The 20,363-nt window shown below is 57.2% G+C and carries 20 protein-coding genes; 15 read left to right on the forward strand and 5 right to left on the reverse strand.

Annotated elements, in window-relative coordinates; genetic code table 11:
* The first annotated feature begins 120 nt into the window (after positions 1–120).
* Both F9C28_RS02135 and dadX read left to right on the forward strand, forming a co-directional pair.
* Entirely contained in the window at positions 121–1,419 is a 1,299-nt protein-coding gene (locus F9C28_RS02135) for a D-amino acid dehydrogenase (protein ID WP_199013451.1), read from the forward strand.
* Positions 1,420–1,437: 18 nt separating this feature from the next.
* A complete protein-coding gene (dadX, locus tag F9C28_RS02140; RefSeq protein ID WP_199013452.1) occupies positions 1,438–2,511 on the forward strand; it encodes a catabolic alanine racemase DadX in 1,074 nt (357 codons plus the stop codon).
* 54 nt (positions 2,512–2,565) lie between these two features.
* Here the strand turns inward: dadX and F9C28_RS02145 are convergent, their stop codons facing one another.
* Complete coding sequence (locus tag F9C28_RS02145; protein ID WP_199013453.1) at positions 2,566–4,296, reverse strand: potassium/proton antiporter; 1,731 nt, start codon at positions 4,294–4,296, stop codon at positions 2,566–2,568.
* Between the two features lie 87 nt (positions 4,297–4,383).
* The gene (gene ldcA / locus F9C28_RS02150) at positions 4,384–5,298 is read right to left on the reverse strand and encodes a muramoyltetrapeptide carboxypeptidase (RefSeq protein WP_199013454.1); all 915 of its coding nucleotides are present in this window, start codon (positions 5,296–5,298) and stop codon (positions 4,384–4,386) included.
* Between the two features lie 106 nt (positions 5,299–5,404).
* Between ldcA and emtA the strand changes: the two genes are divergently transcribed.
* Both emtA and F9C28_RS02160 read left to right on the forward strand, forming a co-directional pair.
* Positions 5,405–6,016: a membrane-bound lytic murein transglycosylase EmtA gene (emtA, locus tag F9C28_RS02155; RefSeq protein ID WP_199013455.1), complete on the forward strand. Its 612-nt coding sequence runs from the start codon at positions 5,405–5,407 to the stop codon at positions 6,014–6,016.
* A 302-nt stretch (positions 6,017–6,318) separates the two neighbouring features.
* On the forward strand, positions 6,319–6,570 hold the full coding sequence (locus F9C28_RS02160; protein ID WP_199013456.1) for a GlsB/YeaQ/YmgE family stress response membrane protein: 252 nt from the start codon (positions 6,319–6,321) through the stop codon (positions 6,568–6,570).
* A gap of 53 nt (positions 6,571–6,623) precedes the next feature.
* Here F9C28_RS02160 and treA read toward each other — a convergent pair whose 3' ends face one another.
* The 3 genes from treA to F9C28_RS02175 all read right to left on the reverse strand — a co-directional run bounded on the left by treA (position 6,624) and on the right by F9C28_RS02175 (position 10,401).
* Entirely contained in the window at positions 6,624–8,318 is a 1,695-nt protein-coding gene (gene treA / locus F9C28_RS02165) for an alpha,alpha-trehalase TreA (RefSeq protein WP_199013457.1), read from the reverse strand.
* Positions 8,319–8,574: 256 nt separating this feature from the next.
* Positions 8,575–9,540: an Rpn family recombination-promoting nuclease/putative transposase gene (locus tag F9C28_RS02170; protein WP_199013458.1), complete on the reverse strand. Its 966-nt coding sequence runs from the start codon at positions 9,538–9,540 to the stop codon at positions 8,575–8,577.
* A gap of 120 nt (positions 9,541–9,660) precedes the next feature.
* A complete protein-coding gene (locus F9C28_RS02175) occupies positions 9,661–10,401 on the reverse strand; it encodes an IclR family transcriptional regulator domain-containing protein (protein ID WP_408641430.1) in 741 nt (246 codons plus the stop codon).
* 314 nt (positions 10,402–10,715) lie between these two features.
* Here F9C28_RS02175 and F9C28_RS02180 point away from each other — a divergent pair, with 314 nt between their 5' ends.
* Genes F9C28_RS02180 through benD form a run of 11 tightly spaced genes read left to right on the forward strand, consistent with a single transcriptional unit; the run spans position 10,716 to position 20,134 of the window.
* A complete protein-coding gene (locus F9C28_RS02180) occupies positions 10,716–11,402 on the forward strand; it encodes a 3-oxoacid CoA-transferase subunit A (RefSeq protein WP_199013459.1) in 687 nt (228 codons plus the stop codon).
* A gap of 9 nt (positions 11,403–11,411) precedes the next feature.
* On the forward strand, positions 11,412–12,086 hold the full coding sequence (locus F9C28_RS02185) for a 3-oxoacid CoA-transferase subunit B (protein ID WP_199013460.1): 675 nt from the start codon (positions 11,412–11,414) through the stop codon (positions 12,084–12,086).
* Positions 12,064–13,269 (forward strand): 3-oxoadipyl-CoA thiolase, encoded by a 1,206-nt coding sequence (gene pcaF, locus F9C28_RS02190; RefSeq protein WP_199013461.1) that lies wholly within the window; start codon positions 12,064–12,066, stop codon positions 13,267–13,269. Before F9C28_RS02185 ends, pcaF begins: the two co-directional genes overlap by 23 nt.
* 10 nt (positions 13,270–13,279) lie before the next feature.
* The gene (pcaD, locus tag F9C28_RS02195) at positions 13,280–14,050 is read left to right on the forward strand and encodes a 3-oxoadipate enol-lactonase (protein ID WP_199013462.1); all 771 of its coding nucleotides are present in this window, start codon (positions 13,280–13,282) and stop codon (positions 14,048–14,050) included.
* Positions 14,043–15,152 carry a muconate cycloisomerase family protein gene (locus tag F9C28_RS02200; protein ID WP_199013463.1) on the forward strand — a complete coding sequence of 370 codons (1,110 nt, stop codon included), beginning with the start codon at positions 14,043–14,045 and terminating at the stop codon, positions 15,150–15,152. The genes pcaD and F9C28_RS02200 overlap by 8 nt, the downstream gene beginning before the upstream one ends.
* Positions 15,153–15,165: 13 nt before the next feature.
* Positions 15,166–15,456, forward strand: a complete 291-nt coding sequence (gene catC, locus F9C28_RS02205; protein WP_199013464.1) for a muconolactone Delta-isomerase — start codon at positions 15,166–15,168, stop codon at positions 15,454–15,456.
* 56 nt (positions 15,457–15,512) lie between these two features.
* Complete coding sequence (gene catA / locus F9C28_RS02210; RefSeq protein WP_199013465.1) at positions 15,513–16,442, forward strand: catechol 1,2-dioxygenase; 930 nt, start codon at positions 15,513–15,515, stop codon at positions 16,440–16,442.
* A gap of 47 nt (positions 16,443–16,489) precedes the next feature.
* Positions 16,490–17,839, forward strand: a complete 1,350-nt coding sequence (locus F9C28_RS02215; RefSeq protein ID WP_199013480.1) for a Rieske 2Fe-2S domain-containing protein — start codon at positions 16,490–16,492, stop codon at positions 17,837–17,839.
* A complete protein-coding gene (gene benB / locus F9C28_RS02220) occupies positions 17,836–18,324 on the forward strand; it encodes a benzoate 1,2-dioxygenase small subunit (RefSeq protein ID WP_199013466.1) in 489 nt (162 codons plus the stop codon). Before F9C28_RS02215 ends, benB begins: the two co-directional genes overlap by 4 nt.
* Before the next feature lie 8 nt (positions 18,325–18,332).
* Entirely contained in the window at positions 18,333–19,343 is a 1,011-nt protein-coding gene (benC, locus tag F9C28_RS02225) for a benzoate 1,2-dioxygenase electron transfer component BenC (protein WP_199013467.1), read from the forward strand.
* A gap of 8 nt (positions 19,344–19,351) precedes the next feature.
* The gene (gene benD / locus F9C28_RS02230) at positions 19,352–20,134 is read left to right on the forward strand and encodes a benzoate diol dehydrogenase BenD (RefSeq protein ID WP_199013468.1); all 783 of its coding nucleotides are present in this window, start codon (positions 19,352–19,354) and stop codon (positions 20,132–20,134) included.
* The last annotated feature ends 229 nt before the right edge of the window (positions 20,135–20,363 follow it).

Raw genomic sequence — 20,363 nt, forward strand, 5'->3', positions numbered from 1 at the left:
GCAATAACAGCGTTTTGTGAAAGCTATCACCATAATAAACTCGTATGTTGAATAATATTTTCGTCTGAGTTATCAATTTGTAATCAGATGATTATTCTTTTGCTTAACCGGAGTGCGGCTATGCGAGTGGTGGTCTTAGGAAGTGGGGTAGTAGGGGTAACCAGTGCCTGGTATTTACGTCAGGCGGGTCACGATGTCACGGTAATCGAACGGGAAGCGGGGCCGGCGCTGGAGACCAGCGCCGCCAATGCCGGGCAAATTTCACCGGGCTATGCCGCCCCCTGGGCTGCGCCGGGCATCCCGCTGAAAGCCATCAAATGGATGTTCCAGCGCCATGCTCCGCTGGCGATAAGCCTTGACGGCAGTGGCTTCCAGCTGCGCTGGATGTGGCAGATGCTGCGTAACTGCGATACCCGGCATTATCAGGAAAACAAAAGCCGCATGGTGCGGCTGGCGGAGTACAGCCGCGACTGCCTGAAAACCTTACGGGATACTACCGGCATCCACTACGAAGGTCGCCAGGGCGGTACGCTCCAGCTATTTCGCACCGCCCAGCAGTTTGAAAACGCCTACCGGGATATCGAGGTCTTAAAAGAGGCCGGGGTGCCGTACCAGTTGCTGGCGTCTGGCGAGCTGGGCCAGGTTGAACCCGCCCTGGCCGGAGTGGCCCATAAACTGACCGGGGGCCTGCGGCTGCCCAATGATGAAACCGGAGATTGCCAGCTGTTTACCCGCAACCTGGCCCACCTGGCGGAGCAGGCCGGGGTCACCTTCCGGTTTAACACCGCGGTGAGCGAGCTTATCCATGATGGACGCCAGATTAACGGCGTGCGCTGCGGCGGGGAAGTGATCCGCGGGGATGCCTATGTGATGGCCTTTGGCTCCTGGTCCACCGGGTTGCTGAAAGGGCTGGTCAGCATCCCGGTCTATCCGCTAAAAGGCTACTCCCTGACTATCCCCATCACCGATCCTGACGGCGCGCCGGTCTCTACCGTACTGGATGAAACCTACAAAATTGCCATTACCCGCTTTGATCAGCGCATCCGGGTGGGCGGCATGGCTGAGATAGTCGGGTTTAATCGCGAGCTGCCGGCTAAACGGCGGGCCACCCTCGAAATGGTGGTACGCGATCTCTATCCCCGCGGGGGAGAGATAAGCCAGGCTACCTTCTGGACCGGTTTAAGACCGATGACCCCGGACGGCACCCCGATAGTGGGCCGCACCCCGCTGAGCAACCTGTGGCTCAATACCGGACACGGCACGCTGGGCTGGACCATGGCCTGTGGCTCTGGCCAGTTGCTCAGCGATTTAGTCTCCGGCACGACACCGGCGATCCCCTGCGATGATCTGGCGGTCGCCCGCTATCAGCCTGGTTTTTCGGCGGATCATTCCCATCGTTTACACAGTGCCCATGGCTGAGTGGAGAGCATCACCATTATGACAAGACCCGCAAAAGTCGAACTGGATCTGGGCGCATTACGTAATAATCTCCAGGTGGTACGCAAAGCCGCCCCCGCCGCCCGGGTGTGGTCGGTGGTTAAGGCCAACGCCTACGGTCACGGGCTGGCCCATGTCTGGTCCACCATGCGCGCGACTGACGGGTTCGCGATGCTCAATATTGAAGAGGCTATCCTGCTGCGCGAGGCGGGCTGGAAAGGCCCAGTCCTGATGCTGGAAGGGTTTTTCAGTGCCGATGAGCTGCCGCTGTTCGATCAATACCGGCTGACCACCAGCGTGCACAGCAACTGGCAGCTCAAAGCCCTGGCGGAGGCCAGGCTCAAGGCGCCGCTGGATATTTACCTGAAAATCAACAGTGGTATGAACCGGCTGGGGTTTGCGCCGTCGCGGGTGGCGGTGATTTACCAGCAACTGCGGCGTATTAGCAATGTCGGGGAGATTACCCTGATGGCCCACTTTGCCGATGCGGATAAGCCTGACGGCGTCGATCAGGCGATGACCCGCATTGAGCTGGCTGCCGGGGAGATTGACGCCCCGCGCTCGCTGGCTAACTCGGCGGCCACCCTGTGGCACCCCCACACCCAGCACCAGTGGGTGCGCCCGGGGATCATCCTGTACGGTGCGTCCCCCAGCGGTAACTGGCAGGATATTGCCAACACCGGCCTGAAACCGGTGATGACCTTTAATAGCGCCATTATCGGGGTACAAAACCTGATGCCGGGTGAGCGGGTGGGCTATGGCAGCCGTTTTCAGGCCCCCCGGGAGATGCGGATTGGCATTGTGGCGGCGGGCTATGCGGACGGCTACCCCCGCTGCGCACCGGACAGCACACCGGTGGCGGTCGAAGGGGTGATGAGCGGCACTGTCGGGATGGTGTCGATGGATATGCTGGCGGTGGATCTCACCCCGTGCCCCCAGGCGGGCATTGGTAGCCCGGTAGAGCTGTGGGGGAATCTCGTTAAAATTGATGCGGTGGCCCAGGCGGCCGGAACGGTAGGCTATGAGCTGATGTGCGCCAAGGCGCCCCGGGTACCGGTGGTGGTAAAACATTAGCAAAACCGCAGAGCAAAACGGCAGCGTCCAGAGGGGCGCTGGCGCGGGAAGGGATCAGATATCCTCGCTTTCCGCTACCCGGACCCCGACTTTACGCACCAGATTGTCTTCTTTCTCGGCCACGGTCCACACCATCCCCTCGAAGATTAACTGGTCACCAACCACCGGGGTCCCCCCCAGTTTCTCCATCAGCATTTCACCCAGGGTGTGCGGCAGGTTCTGGTGGCTGCTGAGATCCAGCCCGTAAATCACGGCCAGATCGCTGAGCTGGGCATCCGCTTCGAGAATAAAATCACCAAAGAAACGGTGGTCGAGCGCCACCGGCGGTGTCTGGCTGAACAGCTTGCCCAGTACCGGCAGATCCCGCTCATGGCCAATAACACAAAGCACATCGTTTTCGCGCAGCCGGGTACTGCCGCTGGGGTGCAGGAGCTCATTTCCGCGAAACAGCGCGGCGATACGGGTCTGGGCGGGCATTTGCAGGTCGCGCAACGCGGCGCCCACACACCATTTATCCGCACTGAGCTGGTAGACAAACTGCTCCCAGTTCCCTTTGCTGTTAACGTCGATTCCCACCCGGGAAATCGGGTGGCCAATGGGGGGAATAATGACTTTTGCCCGGCCCGCCGCCCAGCCCAGAGAGGTGCCCTGTAATAACAGTGACACCAGGACCACAAAAAACGCCACGTTAAAGAACAGGCGGGCGTTCTCCAGCCCGGCCATCATCGGGAACACTGCGAGGATAATCGGCACCGCGCCACGTAACCCCACCCAACTGATAAAAATACGCTCGCGGGAGGTGAAATTACGAAAGGGCAACAGACCGATCAGCACGGAAACCGGGCGGGCAAAGAAAATCATCCACAGCGACAGCAGCAGCGCCGGAACGGCAATCGGTAACAGATCCGAGGGGTTAACCAACAGGCCAAGCACCAGGAACATGCCGATCTGCGCCATCCAGGCCAGCCCGTCAAAGGTTTGTAAGATGCCGTGGCGGTTACGCACCGGGCGGTTACCCAGCAGAAAACCACACAGGTAAACCGCCAGAATACCGCTGCCGTCCAGGGCGGTGGTCACCGCAAAGACTAAAATCCCGCCGCTCAGGGCCAGCAAGGGATACAGCCCGGGGGGCAGGCTAATGCGGTTAACCATCTGCTGAATAAGCCAGCCCCCGGCCAGCCCCAGCACGATACCGAGGCCAAACTGGCGCACGATATCCCCGAGGAACGACCAGCTCAGCGAGGTTTCGTGATGCTGGATCATGGCAATCAGGGTAATGGTTAAAAAGACCGCCATCGGATCATTACTACCGGATTCGATCTCGAGGGTTGAGCTGACGCGCTCATTCAGCCCTTTACCACCCAGCAGCGAGAACACCGCAGCGGCATCCGTTGAACCGACAATCGCGCCAATCAGCATGCCTTCAATCAGATCGAGATGAAACAGCCAGGCCGCGGCCATACCGGTCAGGCCTGAGGTAATCAGCACCCCGAGCGTCGCCAGCGAAAGCGCCGGGCCGAGGGCGACCTTAAAGGAGCTTGCCTGGGTACGCATCCCGCCATCCAGCAGAATAACCGCCAGTGCCAGGTTACTGATCAGATAGGCGAAGGGATAGTTATCAAACGGGATCCCGCCAATACCATCGACCCCGGCCAGCATGCCGATGGCCAGAAAGATAAAAAGAATGGGAATACCAAGCCGGGAAGAAAAAGAACTGAGCAAAATACTAAATGTGACCAGTACAGAACCCAAAATAAATAAACTAATGATCGTCCCGGTATCCAACTTGATTTGTCTCCTGCTAAAGATGGCTCATTCGCGAAAGCCACCGCCGGCCTCCTGCCAGCGGTGAAGGGTATCTATTACACGCCATTACGCCGCAACAATCGGATGGCCAGATACCGTCAGGCTGGCAAGGTTGCCGTCGTGGTGTATAACCGCACGGGCCCCCATTGGCAACGTCAGGGTGTCGGGTTCATGGCCGAATGGTAATCCACTGATAACAGGGATATCCAGGCGCGCGCTTACTGTCTCACACATGACAGTAAAATTGTAGCCGTCATCGTAATCAGAAAGGGTATTACCGCTAAAACTACCTAAAATAATCGCCCGCTGACGGCGCAGGACACCGGCATAATGTAATTGCAGTAGTAAACGCTCAATCCGGAACGGATGTTCGTTAATATCCTCGATAACCAGAATACCGCCGTCGATATTCGGGAACCACGGGGTACCGAGCAGCGACACCAGCATAGCGAGGTTACCGCCCCACAAGGTGCCGCTGGCCTCCAGGGGCTGGCCGGCCGCGGGCCAACTGAAACTGAACTCCGGCTCATGAATGGCGCGCCAGAAGTGCCAGAGGGTAAAATCGCTGAGCTGTTCTGCGCCAAAATTGGCCGACAGCATCGGGCCGCTCCAGGTGATGGTCCCGGTGGTGGCGAGCAAGGCACACTGGATGGCGGTAAAGTCACTGTGGCCGCAGATAACCAGCGGGTGGCGGGCAACCCGCCCGGCGATGGCGGCATAATCAATGCTGTCCAGCAACCGGCTGGCGCCGTAGCCGCCGCGTACCGCCAGGGCAATATCAACGCTGTCTGGCAACTGGGCGAGGTGGTTAATATCTGCCAGTCGCTGGCTATCGTTACCGGCGAAACGCTGAAAACGACGCGCGACGACCTCCTGATTAAACACCTCGTGGCCGGCAGCGGTTAAGCGCGCAATACCGCGCGCGGCGGCGGCCTGCTGCACACAATAACCGGAGGGGGCAATCAGATGAATGGAAGACATGGATAATTCCTGCTGACTTACAAAAAGAATTAGTTATCATGCCGGTTACATTTACAGTTGTCATCCATCATTATGGAGGCCGTGGGTTTTGGGGAAGGTACAGGTTGTGAAATTCAGATGGTTTATCATTCTGGCATTATTTCTGGCGGGCTGTGCAGGGAAACATGATTATCGCGAGCCTGCCTGGGATCCGACAAAACCCACTCAGCGCGCCATGCGCTGGATGCCGATAAGCCAGCAAGCGGGGCAGGCGTGGGGGGTAAGCCCACGGTTAATCACGGCAATTATTGCTGTGGAATCAGGCGGTAACCCAACGATTGTCAGTAAATCCAACGCCATTGGGCTGATGCAGATCAAAGCCTCCACCGCCGGGAAAGATGTCTGGCGTCATATGGGATGGCGCGGCCAGCCCAGCGACAGCGAACTGAAAAATCCTGAACGCAATATCTCCACCGGCACGGCGTATCTGAGTATCCTTGAGCACGGGATCCTGGCCGGTATTAATGATCCGCAAACCATGCAATATGCGCTTATTGTTTCTTATGCCAATGGCGCCGGGGCGCTGTTGCGTACGTTCTCGTCGAATCGCCAAAGCGCTATTGAAAAAATAAATGATATGTCGCCGGATGAATTCCGGGAATATATTGTCAATAATCATCCTGCGCCCCAGGCGCCGCGTTATCTGTGGAAAGTAACCCAGGCGATGGATGCTATCTAATTTACCGTGCTATTTCGCCGCGTAGTGGGTCAGGAAAGTCGTTATCCCGCGGGCTGCTTTCCTGACCGGTAATCGTTTATTCCGCTGCGGTATTTTCTGTGGCGATACCCGGCTCAGGCTGTGCAAAAAAAACACGTAACGGTCAGAAAATCCTTAAAATAACTATTGTCATGATCCTCAAACGGGATAGATCACATTTTTGGCGTATAGTACCTATACTTAAGCCACTGCTGGATGTTTGTTGACGTCACGGGCTATTGCCCGGTGTTTTTGTGGCTGGATATAAATAAGAGGTGTTATAAATGGGTATTATCTCCTGGATCATCTTTGGTCTTATTGCGGGTATTCTTGCTAAATGGATTATGCCTGGTAAAGACGGCGGTGGCTTCTTTATGACCATTGTCCTCGGTATTGTCGGGGCGCTGGTCGGCGGCTGGTTGTCCAAAGTCCTTGGTCTGGGTGACGGGATCAGCGGATTTAACATGCACAGCTTTATTGCGGCGGTTATTGGTGCCATCGTGGTGCTGTTTATCTTCCGTATGGTTCGCAAATAATCACCAAACAGGTTGCTGAAAAACGGCCCCGCGGGGCCGTTTTTTTATGCCTGTTATTTGTGTGCCGGGGTTGCCGCCGGTAACGATGCCGGCGCATTGTCACAGGTTTTATCACTGCCACACAGCATATCCAGCATTTTCAGCGCCACGCCGTTACTCCAGCCAAAGCCATCCTGCAACGGATACTCCCCGCCGCCTCCGCCGGTTCCGGTACCAGAGACGTCATACTTTTCAACCAGTTTCTGTTGCTGGTTAAAGGTATGCTGCACGTTGGTCAGGAACCGCAGCGCCACCTCGCTGGCCAGGGGCTGCTGCTGATAATTTACCAGCCCCTGCACGGCCACCCACTGTAACGGCGCCCAGCCATTTGGCGCATCCCACTGCTGGCCGCTGTGTACCAGCGTGGTTGCCAGCCCGCCGGGTTGCAGCAGGTGGTTTTTCACGGCCTGGCCCATTTTTGCCGCCCGATCGCTGGATGCCGCCTTCACATACAGCGGGAAAAGGGCCGCGGCGGTGAGCTGCGCCCGAACCTGATGTTTTTTCAGATCGTAATCGGCGTACCAGCCTTTACTGTCATTCCACAGATATTTTTCCATGGCGTGCTGGCGGGCACTGGCCAGCTCATCGTAGTGCCGGGCGGCGGCGGTATCCCCGGTGGCTTTACTGGCGGCGGACAGGGTTTTCTCCAACTGGAACAACAGCGCATTCAGATCCACCGGCACAATGGTGGTGGTGCGGATGGTATTGAGTTTTTTAGCATCGTCCATCCAGCGGGAGCTGAAATCCCATCCCGAAGCCGCCGCGGACCGTAAGTCGCGGTAGATATCCGTTGCCGGGCGGGCGGGATCGCTTTTGGCGGTATTGATATCCTGAAGCCAGGACTCGGGGCGCGGGGTGTTTTTGTCATCCCAGTAGCGGTTGAGGATCGCGCCATCCTGCATTTTTACCACCCGGGCACCGGCCTCACCGGGTTTCAGATTATCGCTACCGGCCATCCAGTATTGGTATTCCTTTTCCAGTTGTGGGCGGTAGTGGCCGAGGGTTTTTTCATCCCCCTGGGCGAGCAGCTCGACCATTAAGGCGAAAAACGGCGGCTGGGAGCGGCTCAGATAATAGCTGCGGTTGCCGTTGGGGATATGGCCCCACTGGTCAATTTCACTGGCGAAGTTATTGACCATATTGCGCACGCTATCCATATGGCCGCTTTCGGCCAGCCCCAGCATCGTGAAATAGCTGTCCCAGTAGTACACCTCGCGAAAGCGCCCGCCGGGCACCACATAGGGGTTGGGCAGCGGAAGCAGGGAGCTCCAGGCCTCTGCCTGTGGGGTTGCGCGGGTCAATACCGGCCAGAGGTTATCAATATGCTTGCGCAGGGTTTCCCCCTTTGGCGGCACATATTTGGCGCCTTCTTTGGGCAGCGTGAAGTTCACCTCCACAAAGTGTTTCAGATCGAACCCGGATTGATTGCGCTGCATACGGTAGTCCGCGAGGATCATCAATGGATCACTGCGCGGTACCGCATCAACAAAGGTTTTCTGGTCCGGGAACAGTTGCGCAGACTGCACGGCGGTAAACAGCGGGCCAAATAGCTCGTCAGGGGACTGGGGCCACGCCTGTGGCTGAGTAATCGCGATTTCATCCGCGGCATACGCAGCCGGATACAGGGGGCTGATAACCAGCCCGACCAGGGCCAGGCGCAGGGCTGTGGCTATTATCGCCGGGCGTTTTTTTGTTATGGTGACGGTCATGACACATTCTCCCTTCTCAAGCCCAGATGCTGGACTTCAATAAAATCATGTGGAAAACATAGTCCAGGTTGGGCCATTTGGCCTGAGGGGCATCACCGTTTTGGTAAAAATGCGCGACCGGGCACGCAATATATCGGCCATCAGAACACCCTGGCGGGAGATCCTAAAGCGGGATTTGGCTGGCGCAGCATGTGGTGTTGATCAGTATGACGGTAGCGCCAGCCTACGGGTTAGTTGTGCGGTATAAGCCGGGGCATTAGTGTTTGAGATGTTCAATTTCATCACTGGACAGGCCGGTCACGGCCTTGATTTGTTCAAGGTTATACCCCTGAGCCAGCATATTGAGTGCGGCTTCTGCGAGACCTTCCTTAATGCCTTCCTTAATACCTTCTTTAATGCCTTCCTTGATGCCCTCTTTACGGCCTTTTAATTCCAGTTGCTCGGCGATAGTCATGAGTTTGCTCCTGTAGGCAGGCAATCGTTGAGCCAGCGCGTGGACAAATGCGGATGCATCGGGTGTTTTTCCAGCGATGACTACGTAGTTTATCAGCGAAATCAGTTGTTGTCCTGTCAGGGGCGCCACCAGTAAAACGGCACTGATTTTATCCAGCAGCAGGGCGAGATCGCGCTGGTGGATATGTTTTTGGATCAATGTCAGGGCGGCCATATGGCGATGGTCCATGATGGTGTCGTCCGGTATTACCGTAACATCGACCAGTGAAAAGGCGTTGCTGTACAGCGAGCGTGCTAATGCCGGATTGGCAAAGCCGTGCAGCCAGTTGGTTGAATAAGGGTAAGGGCTGCGTTTGCCGGTATAAAACAGGATAGGGATCACTAGCGGTATATGTCGATGCCCGGCTTCCAGGTGGCGCTGCATGATCGCGACGGCATAACGCATCAGGCGAAATGCCATCTGGCGATCGGGGGTTGACTGGTGCTCAACTAAAATATGGATATAACCGTCGCCGTCGCGGGTCTTAAGACTATAGAGCACATCGCTATAAAACGGACGCAAGTTATCTTCAATAAAACTTCCGGCAGCCAGCGCCAGCGTATTGAGATCACAGATATCCCGTAACGCCGGGGGCAGATGCAATGCCATAAAATCCCGCGCGGTCTCCGGGTGGCTGAGAAATTGCCGGAAGAGCGCATCATGGGGGGTAGGCGTGGTGGTGCCACGCGACTGCTGATTGTGGTGGTGTTGCGTCTCATCGCCGGGCATATTCCCTCCGTTGCCCGACATCGAAAAGCGGGCGCGGCAGCAGCATAGCCTATCGGGCTATACCAGGCTGATGAGGATCCGTGAAATAGACTGAAGTTCAGCCCCGGCGCTGTGCCGGCACTAGAGCAACAGCGCCAGGTCCATGGCGGCTTTCTGCAAATGAGGCAGGAAGCGTTCCCGCAGCTCGCTGACACTGTACTGTGAGGCGTTAACCCCGATATTCATCGCCGCCACTACGCCACGGGTACGTGCGGAATGAATCGGCACCGCCATTGAGCGCAGGCCCATCTCCAGTTGCTGATCGTTAATCGCATATCCCTGGGCGCGGACATTGTCCAGCTGGGCCCGGAGCTGTTCGGTGGTGGTGACGGTGTTTTCGGTAAAAGGCTCAAGCACGGTGCGCTGCAAGTAGGCATCCAGCGCCGGGGGGTTAAGATCACTGAGCAGTACCCAGCCCATGGAGGTGGCATAAGCCGGCAGGCGGCTGCCGCGGCCGAGATCGACTTTCATTATCCGTTTCACTGAGGCCCGGGCGATATAGAGAATATTGTCGCCATCGAGGATCGCCACAGAGCAGGACTCATTCAATTGCTTGCTCAGGTAGTCCATCGCGTTTTGGGCAGCGCGCGCAAGTTCAGAAGAGTTCAGATAAGCAAAGCCAATGGTCAGCACCCGGGGCAGCAGGCTGAAGTGGCGGCCATCCGGGGCGTGGACAAACCCCAGCGCATTCAGGGTATACAGGCAGCGGCGCACCGCCGCCCGGGGAATGCCGGTACTGTGGCTTATCTGGGCGATGGTCATGGTGTGGCGCAGCGGCGTGAACGCCTGTAAAACCTCCAGCCCCCGCGCCAGAGAGGCCATAAAATTGGGATCGCCTTTGTAGCTGTCGGCCTGCGGGCCGCTTATCTCGTGTAAGCGTTTCAGTTCTTCGTTAACACTTGCCGGTTCCTGAATCGTATAAATACCTTTTTTATTAACGCCTTATATTTTCATCCCACAAAATGACCCGCGTCGCGGGCCAAAATGCCATTTTTTAACACTCATCACAAATTGATTACAAAATTGTCTCAATGTCCGATAATCGCACGTGTGTTTGATATTCGCCCTTGAGAGTCAGTCTGCACTCTTCTAGTGTATTTGCACAAGAGGTCGTTGTGATGATGTCAGGGGGAGTGATGATTAATAAACAGCGCGAATCGCTGGATGCCGCCGTTGCCGATATACCGGACGGCGCGGTGATCATGGTGGGGGGCTTTGGCCCGGCGGGCCAGCCTTCAGAACTGCTGGATGCGCTAATCGCCCGCAAACTGAAAGGGTTAACCCTGATCAGCAATAACGCCGGTAATGGCGATTATGGTCTTGCGGCACTGCTGAAAGCCGGATGCGTACGCAAAGTGGTGTGCTCGTTCCCGCGCCAGGTGGACTCCTGGGTATTTGATGAGCTGTACCGCAAAGGGGACGTTGAGCTTGAGCTGGTTCCCCAGGGGAATCTGGCCGCGCGTATTCAGGCGGGTGGGGCGGGATTAGGGGCGATTTTCACCCCCACCGGCTACGGTACCTTGCTGGCCGAAGGCAAAGAAATCCGGGAAATTAACGGCAAACACTACGTACTGGAAATGCCGTTGCACGCCGATTACGCCCTGATCAAAGCCTTACGCGGCGATCGCTGGGGTAATCTGGTGTATGACAAAACCGGGCGTAATTTTGGGCCGATCATGGCCACCGCGGCCCGCTGCACCATTGCCCAGGTTAGCGAGATGGTGCCACTTGGGGAGCTGGATCCTGAAACGGTGGTCACACCGGGGATCTTTGTTCAGCGTCTGGTGGAAGTCACCCCCACGCGTTTACCGCTGTCTGCCTGAGGAAGCATCATGAACGTATTAACACATCAGGAACTGGCCGAGCGTATTGCCCGGGACATCCCCGAAGGGGCTTATGTCAATCTGGGGATAGGCTTACCCACCCAGATAGCGAACTATTTACCCGCCGACCGCGAGATTTTTCTCCACAGTGAAAACGGCATTCTCGGTATGGGGCCCGCCCCTGAAGCCGGGCGCGAAGATCCCGAGCTGATCAACGCCGGGAAACAACCGGTCACCTTGCTGCCCGGCGGCTGCTATTTTCACCACGGGGACTCTTTCGCCATGATGCGCGGCGGCCACCTGGATATCTGCGTGCTGGGGGCTTATCAGGTTTCTGAACGCGGGGATCTGGCCAACTGGAGCACCGGCGCACCGGGGGCAATCCCGGCGGTGGGCGGGGCGATGGATTTGGCCATCGGTGCCCGTCAGGTGTTTGTGATGACCGAACATCTGACCAAAAAAGGCCAGTGCAAAATTGTTAAGCACTGCAATTATCCATTAACCGGGATTGGCTGCATCAGCCGTATCTATAGCGATATGGCGGTGATGGATGTGACCGACCGCGGGCTGGTGGTGCGGGAAATTTTTGGTGATGTGACCCCGGAATATCTCCGGGAAGTGACCCCGGTGGCACTGACTTTTGAACTGGAGATGGCTAACGATGCCTCATGCCTTTCTGTGTGATGCCAGACGAACCCCGATAGGCCGTCTGAACGGCAGTTTATCCACGGTACGCGCCGACGATTTAGCCGCGTTACCGCTGCGCTGCCTGCTGGCCCGCTACCCACATCTGGATCTGGCCGCCATTGATGATGTTATCTACGGCTGCGCGAACCAGGCCGGGGAAGATAACCGCAACGTGGCGCGCATGGCGCTGCTGCTAGCCGGGCTGCCGGTGTCGGTACCCGGCACCACCATCAACCGCCTGTGCGGCTCCAGCCTGGACGCGGTGATCACCGCCAGCCGGGCAATTAAAAGCGGCGAAAGCGAGCTGATGATCGCCGCCGGGGTAGAAAGCATGACCCGGGCACCGTTTGTGATGGGCAAGGCACAAAGCGCCTGGAGCCGCCAGATGCAACTAGAAGACACCACCATGGGCTGGCGGTTTATCAACCCGCAAATGCGGGCGCTGTATGGGGTGGAAACCATGCCCCAGACCGCGGAAAACCTGGCCCAGAAATACCAGATTAGCCGGGAAGATCAGGACGCCTTTGCCCTGCGCAGCCAGCAGCGCACCGCCCAGGCCTGGGAGGCGGGTTTCTATGCGCCGCAGATCACGCCGGTCACCCTGGCCGGCGGGCGTAACCAGCCAGACCGCCTATTTGATAAAGACGAACATCCCCGGGCGACCACCGCAGAAGCGCTGGCCAAACTCAAACCGGTGGTGACCCCCCAGGGATCGATTACCGCAGGTAACGCCTCCGGCCTGAATGATGGCGCCTGCGCCCTGTTACTGGCCAGTGAAAATGCGCTTTCACGCCATGATTTACAGCCGATGGCGCGGATTGTTGGCGGGGCGGTGTCAGGGCTGGAGCCCACCGTCATGGGTTACGGCCCGGTGGGGGCCGTTGAGAAGGTGCTGCACCAGACCGGGCTCACCCTTGGCCAGATGGATGTTATCGAACTGAACGAAGCGTTCGCCGCCCAGGCCCTGAGCGTTACCCGGGCGCTGGGGCTGGCGGATGATGCCGCCCATGTGAACCCCAACGGCGGCGCCATCGCCCTTGGCCACCCGCTGGGGGCTTCCGGCGGCCGGCTGGTGATGAACGCGGCCTGGCAGTTGCGCCAGCAGCAGGGGCGTTACGCCCTGTGCACCATGTGCATCGGGGTGGGTCAGGGTATTGCGCTGATCATTGAGCGGGTATAAGGAGTTGCGCATGGTGGAATATATCGTTGATGGCCAGCCGGGGGCACCGGTACTGGTGTTGTCCAATTCCCTGGGCACCACCTGGTCGATGTGGAACCCGCTGATCCCGGCCCTGAGCCGCCATTTTCAGGTGCTGCGGTATAACACCCGCGGCCACGGGGGCTCCGCCTTGCCCGATACCGCGCTGACCCTCGGCCAACTGGGGCAGGATGTGGTGGATCTGCTGGATCACCTGGATATCGGCCAGGCCTGCTTTTGCGGTATTTCACTGGGTGGGCTGACCGGTATGTGGCTCAACCAGCACGCCGGGGCGCGGTTTCACGGCCTGGCGGTGGCTAACACCGCCGCCCGGATTGGCAACGAAGAGGCCTGGCGCACCCGGGCTGAACAGGTGCGCCACAGCGGGATGGCGGCCATCGTGGCGGGGACACCGGCCCGCTGGTTTACTGACCGGTTTATCCAGCAGTATCCGGAGGCGGTGACCGCGCTGCTGACCACCCTGGGCCAGAGCGATCCGGCAGGCTATGCCGCTTGTTGTGACGTGCTGGCCCGTGCGGATTTACGCCCCACGGCGGCGCTGATGACCCGGCCGATGCTGGCCATTGCCGGTGAGCAGGACCCGGTGACCACCGTTGCCGACGCGCAGTGGCTGGTGGAACAGACCCCGGATACCCGGCAGATATCCCTGCCGGCATCGCATTTATCCAGCGTGGAGTGCCCGGCAGCGTTTGCCCAGGCCCTGCTGGCATTTTTCACACAACAGGGCGTTATCGATGCTTAATATTGAAACTATTCGCTGCTGGCTGGTGGATATTCCCACCATCCGCCCGCACAAACTGTCGATGGCGACCATGGGGTGCCAAACCCTGACCATCATTGAAATGACCTGTAATGGCGGGGTTTCTGGCTGGGGAGAGGCGACCACCATCGGGGGGTTAAGTTATGGCCCGGAAAGCCCGGAAGGGATCCGCTCTGCCATTGACACTTACCTTGCCCCGCTGATTTGCGGCAAAACCTTTAGCGGGGTTGAAGCGCTCAGCAAGACCATGAATGCCAGCGTTAAGGGCAATACGTTTGCCAAATCGGCGCTGGAGACGGCATTCCTTGATGCCCAGGGCAAAGTGCTGGGGGTGCCGGTCAGCACCTTACTGGGGGGCGCGATCAACCCGCGTTTACCGGTGCTCTGGACCCTGGCCAGCGGCAATACCGCCAACGATATTGATGAAGGCAAACGCCTGCTGGCCGAAGGCCGCCATAACACCTTTAAACTGAAAATCGGTGCCGGTGAACTGGCGGATGATGTCCGCCACGCCATTGCCATTAAGCAGGCGCTGGGGGAGCAGGTCAGTGTCCGGGTCGATATCAACCAGGCCTGGGATATGACCGCCGCCGTTAAAGGTATTCGCGAGTTACAGGCCGGTGGCATTGATCTGATTGAGCAACCGCTGCCGTTATGGAACCACCGGGATCTGATTGCCCTCAGCCAGCGCTTTGATGTGCCGATGCTGGCCGATGAAAGCATCGCCACGCTGCAAGACAGTGTCGCGCTGGTGAACGGCGGCTTTACCGGTGCCTGGGCACTGAAAATCGCCAAAGCCGGTGGCCCGGCCCAGGTGCTGAAGCTAGCCCATGTGGCCCAGGGGGCGGGGATCAGCCTGTATGGCGGCACCATGCTGGAAGGCAGCCTCGGGACGGTGGCCTCGCTTCACGCCTGGTCCACCCTCAGCATGCGGTGGGGGACCGAGATGTTTGGCCCGCTGTTGCTAAAAGATGACATTATCGCCAGCCCACTGACCTTTAGCGACGGCGGTGTCGCGCTGCCAGATGGCCCGGGGCTGGGGATTGAGATTGACCACGATAAATTAAATTATTACGCCCGGTAGTGAGGATGACATTATGTTATTTAAAGTCGATATGACGGTAAATATTCCGCTGGATTACCCGGAAGAGCAGGCCGCCGCCCTGAAAGCAAAAGAGAAAGCCTATTCTCAGCAATTACAGCGTGACGGTAAATGGCGCCATATTTGGCGAGTGGCCGGGCTGTATGCCAACGTCAGCATCTTTGATGTTGCCGATAACGAAGAATTACATAATATTTTAATGGCTTTGCCATTATATCCATTTATGGATATTTCTGTAACACCATTATGCCGGCATCCGTCATCAGTAAAAGATGATGATCGGTAATAGATAAAAACTGAAAGCATTACAATACATAATTAACTCTACAAGAGGACATTTCTATGTCTGTAAATAAAAATATTGTAAGTGAGCTGAATGCATTGCTGACCATCAGTAGCGGCCTGAATGACGATGGCGGTAATACCCGGTTTAAAAATATCATGCTGAAAGTGATGCGCGATATCTGCGACACCATTGATCAGTTTGATGTGACGGATGAAGAGTTCTGGCAGGCAATTAATTATATTAATTTGTTGGGTGAGCGCAAAGAAACCGCCTTGCTGGCCGCTGGTTTGGGCATTGAACATTATCTGGATCTGCGCGCCGATGCGATTGATGCCCAGGCAGGTAATGCCCAGGGGACACCGCGCACTATCGAAGGCCCGCTGTATGTGGCTAATGCCCCCCTGAGCCAGCACAGCGCCCGGATGGATGACGGCAGCGACAACGGTGAAATCATGTGGCTGCACGGCCAGGTTACGGATATTGACGGCAACCCGGTGGCCGATGCCATTGTCGATGTCTGGCATGCCAATACCCTGGGTAACTACTCGTTCTTTGATAAATCCCAGAGCGAATATAATTTACGCCGCCGGATTAAAACCGGGGCGGATGGCCGCTATGCGGTACGCAGTATTATTCCGTCAGGCTATGGCTGCCCGCCGGATGGCCCAACCCAGGCATTGCTGAATCAATTAGGTCGCCACGGGAACCGCCCGGCCCATATTCACTTTTTTATCTCCGCACCTGGTTTTAAACATTTAACCACCCAGATAAACCTTAATGGTGATAAATATCTGTGGGACGATTTTGCGTTTGCAACCCGTGATGGATTAATTGCCGACCCGGTTAAAGTGACCGATCCGCAAATTGCCAGTCAGCGGGATATTAATCAGCCGCATACCGAAGTGAATTTTAATTTCACTCTGTGCCGCGCCAGCGATAATCAACAAGAGTTACGCAGCAATCGCCCGCGCGCACTGCAAGCCTGATTAATTATTTATTGTTAAGCCGTTTATTGCTGAGGTCATCTATGAACATGACATTCTCGTCGTCTGCCTCTGCGCTGAAAAAGAAAGTAGAGCAAGCGCTGATCATTGATAAAGACGCTGGAATATACCAGTGCAACCGGGGGATTTTTACCGATCCTGAATTATTCGAACTGGAAATGAAGCACCTGTTCGAGGGGAATTGGGTATATCTGGCCCACGAGAGCCAGATCCCGGAACCGGGTGACTATTACACCATTACCGTCGGGCGCCAGCCGGTCATGATCACCCGGGATAAAGATAACCAACTGCACGCGCTGATCAACAGCTGCTCCCACCGCGGGGCGATGTTAGCCAGCCGTAAGGCGGGGAATAAAAGCTCATTTACCTGCCCGTTTCACGGATGGACCTTCAGCAATAACGGTAAATTACTGAAAGCGAAAGATGAGAAAACCGGCGGATATCCGCCGTGCTTTAAAAAAGACGGCTCTCACGATCTTAAGGCCATGCCGCAGTTCACCTGCTATAAAGGCTTCCTGTTCGGCAGCCTGCGCGCCGACGTGCAGCCCCTCGAAGAGTACCTGGGGGACACGCTGCGGGTGCTGGATCTGATTGTCGATCAGGCTCCGGAAGGGCTGGAAGTGCTGGCCGGCGCCTCCAGCTATACCTTTGAAGGCAACTGGAAACTGGGGATGGAAAATGGCGCCGACGGCTACCACGTGAGCGTGGTGCACTGGAACTACGCCTCTACCATGTCCCGCCGCAACTATGAGGCCAATGCCACCCATGCGGTGGACGCTAACGGCTGGTCGAAAAGTAACGGTGGGGTATATGGTTTTGAAAACGGCCATATGCTGCTCTGGACCCAGGCGCTGAACCCGGAAGTTCGCCCGGTATACCGCCACCGGGAGCGGCTGATCGCCCAGTTTGGCGAACAGCGGGCGGACCTGATGGTCAACCAGACCCGCAATCTGTGCCTCTATCCCAACGTCTACATTATGGATCAGTTCTCCACCCAGATCCGCGTGGTGCGGCCGCTGGCGGTGGACAAAACGGAAGTGACCATTTTCTGTTTTGCACCCCGGGGTGAAAGCGCCGAAGAGCGCACTTTACGTATCCGCCAGTATGAGGACTTTTTCAACGTCAGCGGGATGGGCACGCCAGACGATCTGGAAGAGTTCCGCGCCTGCCAGCAGGGCTATATGGCCGGCAACTTACCGTGGAGTGACATGAGCCGCGGGGCGACCCGCTGGGTAGAAGGGGCCGACGAAAACGCCGCTATGATGGAGATCCGCCCGCAACTGAGCGGCCCGCGCTCCGAAGATGAGGCGCTTTACGTTACCCATCACCACCACTGGCAGCAGGCGATGTTAAACGCCATCGGGGAGGAGCAGCAATGAGCCAGTTACTGCAAGAGGTTGCTCAGTTTCTCTACCGGGAAGCCCGCCTGCTGGACGATCGGGACTGGGACAACTGGCTAACCTGTTACCACCCGGAGGTGGTTTACTGGATGCCGGCCTGGACGGATTATGACCAGCTCACCACCGATCCCCAGCGGGAAATTTCGCTGATTTATTACGGCTGCCGGGATGGCCTCGAAGACCGGGTATACCGGATCAAAACAGAGCGTTCGGCGGCCAGTACCCCGGAGCCCCGCACCACCCATATGCTGAGCAATATCGAAATACTTGCCCAGCACGGTGAGACGGTCTCCGTGCGTTATAACTGGTGTACATACAGCCATCGTTACCAGAAAACCGATCAGTTTTTCGGCCATACCACCCTGACATTACAGCAGGGGGATAACGGGTTTGTTATCAGTAAAAAAGTGGTGCAGCTGAACAACGACTATATCAATCAGGTGATTGATATTTATCATATTTAGAGGTGACTATGGCGTACAACGTAGCGCTTAATTTTGAGGATGGCGTCACGCGTTTCATCCTGTGTAATGAAAATGAGAAGGTGCTGGATGCGGCCTACCGGCAGAAAATTAACCTGCCAATGGATTGCTCTGATGGGGTATGCGGCACCTGTAAATGCCACTGTGAATCCGGTGATTATGACCTCGGCGATGAGTATATCGAGGAGGCGCTCTCCGAACAGGAGCAGGCGAAGGGCATGGTCCTGACCTGCCAGATGGTGCCGGAATCGGATTGCGTTATCCAGATCCCGATGGCCTCCACCCTGTGCAAAACCGGGGATCAGCAGTTTGCGGCCACCATTGAGCGGGTGGAGGCCCTGGCGGACAGCGCCATTGAGCTGGTACTGAACCTGACTGCGGCGCCGGGAATCGCTTTTTTACCCGGCCAGTATATTAATATCCAGGTCCCGGGCAGTGATGCCTGGCGGGCCTATTCATTCAGCTCCGTGCCCGGCAGCCCCCGGCTGAGCTTCCTGTTGCGCAATGTGCCGGATGGCAAGATGAGCGGCTATCTTACTAGCCAGGCGCAGCCGGGAGAGCCCCTTAAACTGGCGGGCCCGCTGGGCAGCTTTTATTTGCGTCCGGTACAGCGCCCCATCGTGATGCTGGCCGGGGGAACCGGGCTGGCACCGTTCCTCTCGATGCTGGAGCAACTGGCTGTCAGTGGTTGTGCGCATCCGGTACACCTGCTGTATGGCGTGAACCGCGATGAAGATCGGGTGAAACTGGCGCAACTGGACGATCTGGTCACCCGCCTGCCGGGGTTCAGTTATCAGGTCTGTGTGGCGGACCCGCACACCGCCACCGGCTGCCAGGGGTATGTCACGGATCACTTGCTCAGCGAGCAATTACACCACGGTGAGGTCGACATTTACCTGTGCGGGCCGCCGCCGATGGTTGAGGCGGTTATGTCCTGGCTGGAAGTGGCGCGCATTGAACCGGCCCACTTTTATTATGAAAAATTTGCCCCCCAGCGCTGAGGTAAAACATGCAGCAACGTCGTTTTGAAGATCGGGTGATGGTGATCACCGGGGCCGCTCAGGGTATCGGTAAAGCCGTGGCGGAGCGGGCTGCTGCCGAGGGCGCTACGCTGGTATTGATTGATCGCGCCCACTGGCTGGACGAGGTGGCCACCAGTCTGCGCCAGCAGGGGGCTGATGTCCTCGCCCTGAATGCGGATCTTGAACAGTGGGGGGATACCGAGGCCGCATTTGCGGAAGCCCACAACCGCTACGGGCGCATCGATATTCTGGTCAATAATGTCGGTGGCACCATCTGGGCGCGGCCTTATGCGGACTACCAGCCCCACCAGGTGGAGGCGGAGATTCGCCGCTCGCTGTTCCCGACATTATGGGGATGCCGGGCGGTGCTGCCCTATATGCTGGAACGCCGCCAGGGGGTGATTGTTAATGTCTCCTCCGTGGCGACCCGCGGGGTTAACCGGGTGCCTTACTCGGCGGCAAAAGGCGGGGTCAATGCCCTGACTCAATCTCTGGCGTTTGAATATGCTGAGTCCGGTATCCGCATTAATGCCACCGCGCCGGGTGGCACAGATGCCGCACCGCGTCTGACCCCGCGCAATACCGAAGTCCCCAGCCCGCAGGAGCAGCAGTGGTACCAGCAGGTGGTAGACCAGACCTGCGCCACCAGCCTGATGCACCGCTATGGCTCAGTGGCAGAACAGGCGGCGGCGATTTTGTTCCTCGCCAGCGATGACGCCAGTTATATTAACGGCACCGTGCTGCCGGTTGCCGGTGGGGATTTGGGGTAATTTTTGCCACCAGACAGCTCCGTAAATGGGGCTGTTTAACTATTCTTATCCATCCGTAGTTTTTCCTATGCGTTACTTGCCACGCATGGCTTCTTTATGTGCCCATTCACCTTTTTGTTGAGTGCATTTTGGAAGGTGCGAACAAGTTCCTGATATGAGATCATCATATTCATCCGGAGCGCATCCCAGAGGGACATCATGAGCCATCAACTCACCTTCGCCGATAGTG

Source organism: Shimwellia pseudoproteus, from assembly GCF_016415625.1.
Lineage (GTDB): Bacteria > Pseudomonadota > Gammaproteobacteria > Enterobacterales > Enterobacteriaceae > Shimwellia > Shimwellia pseudoproteus.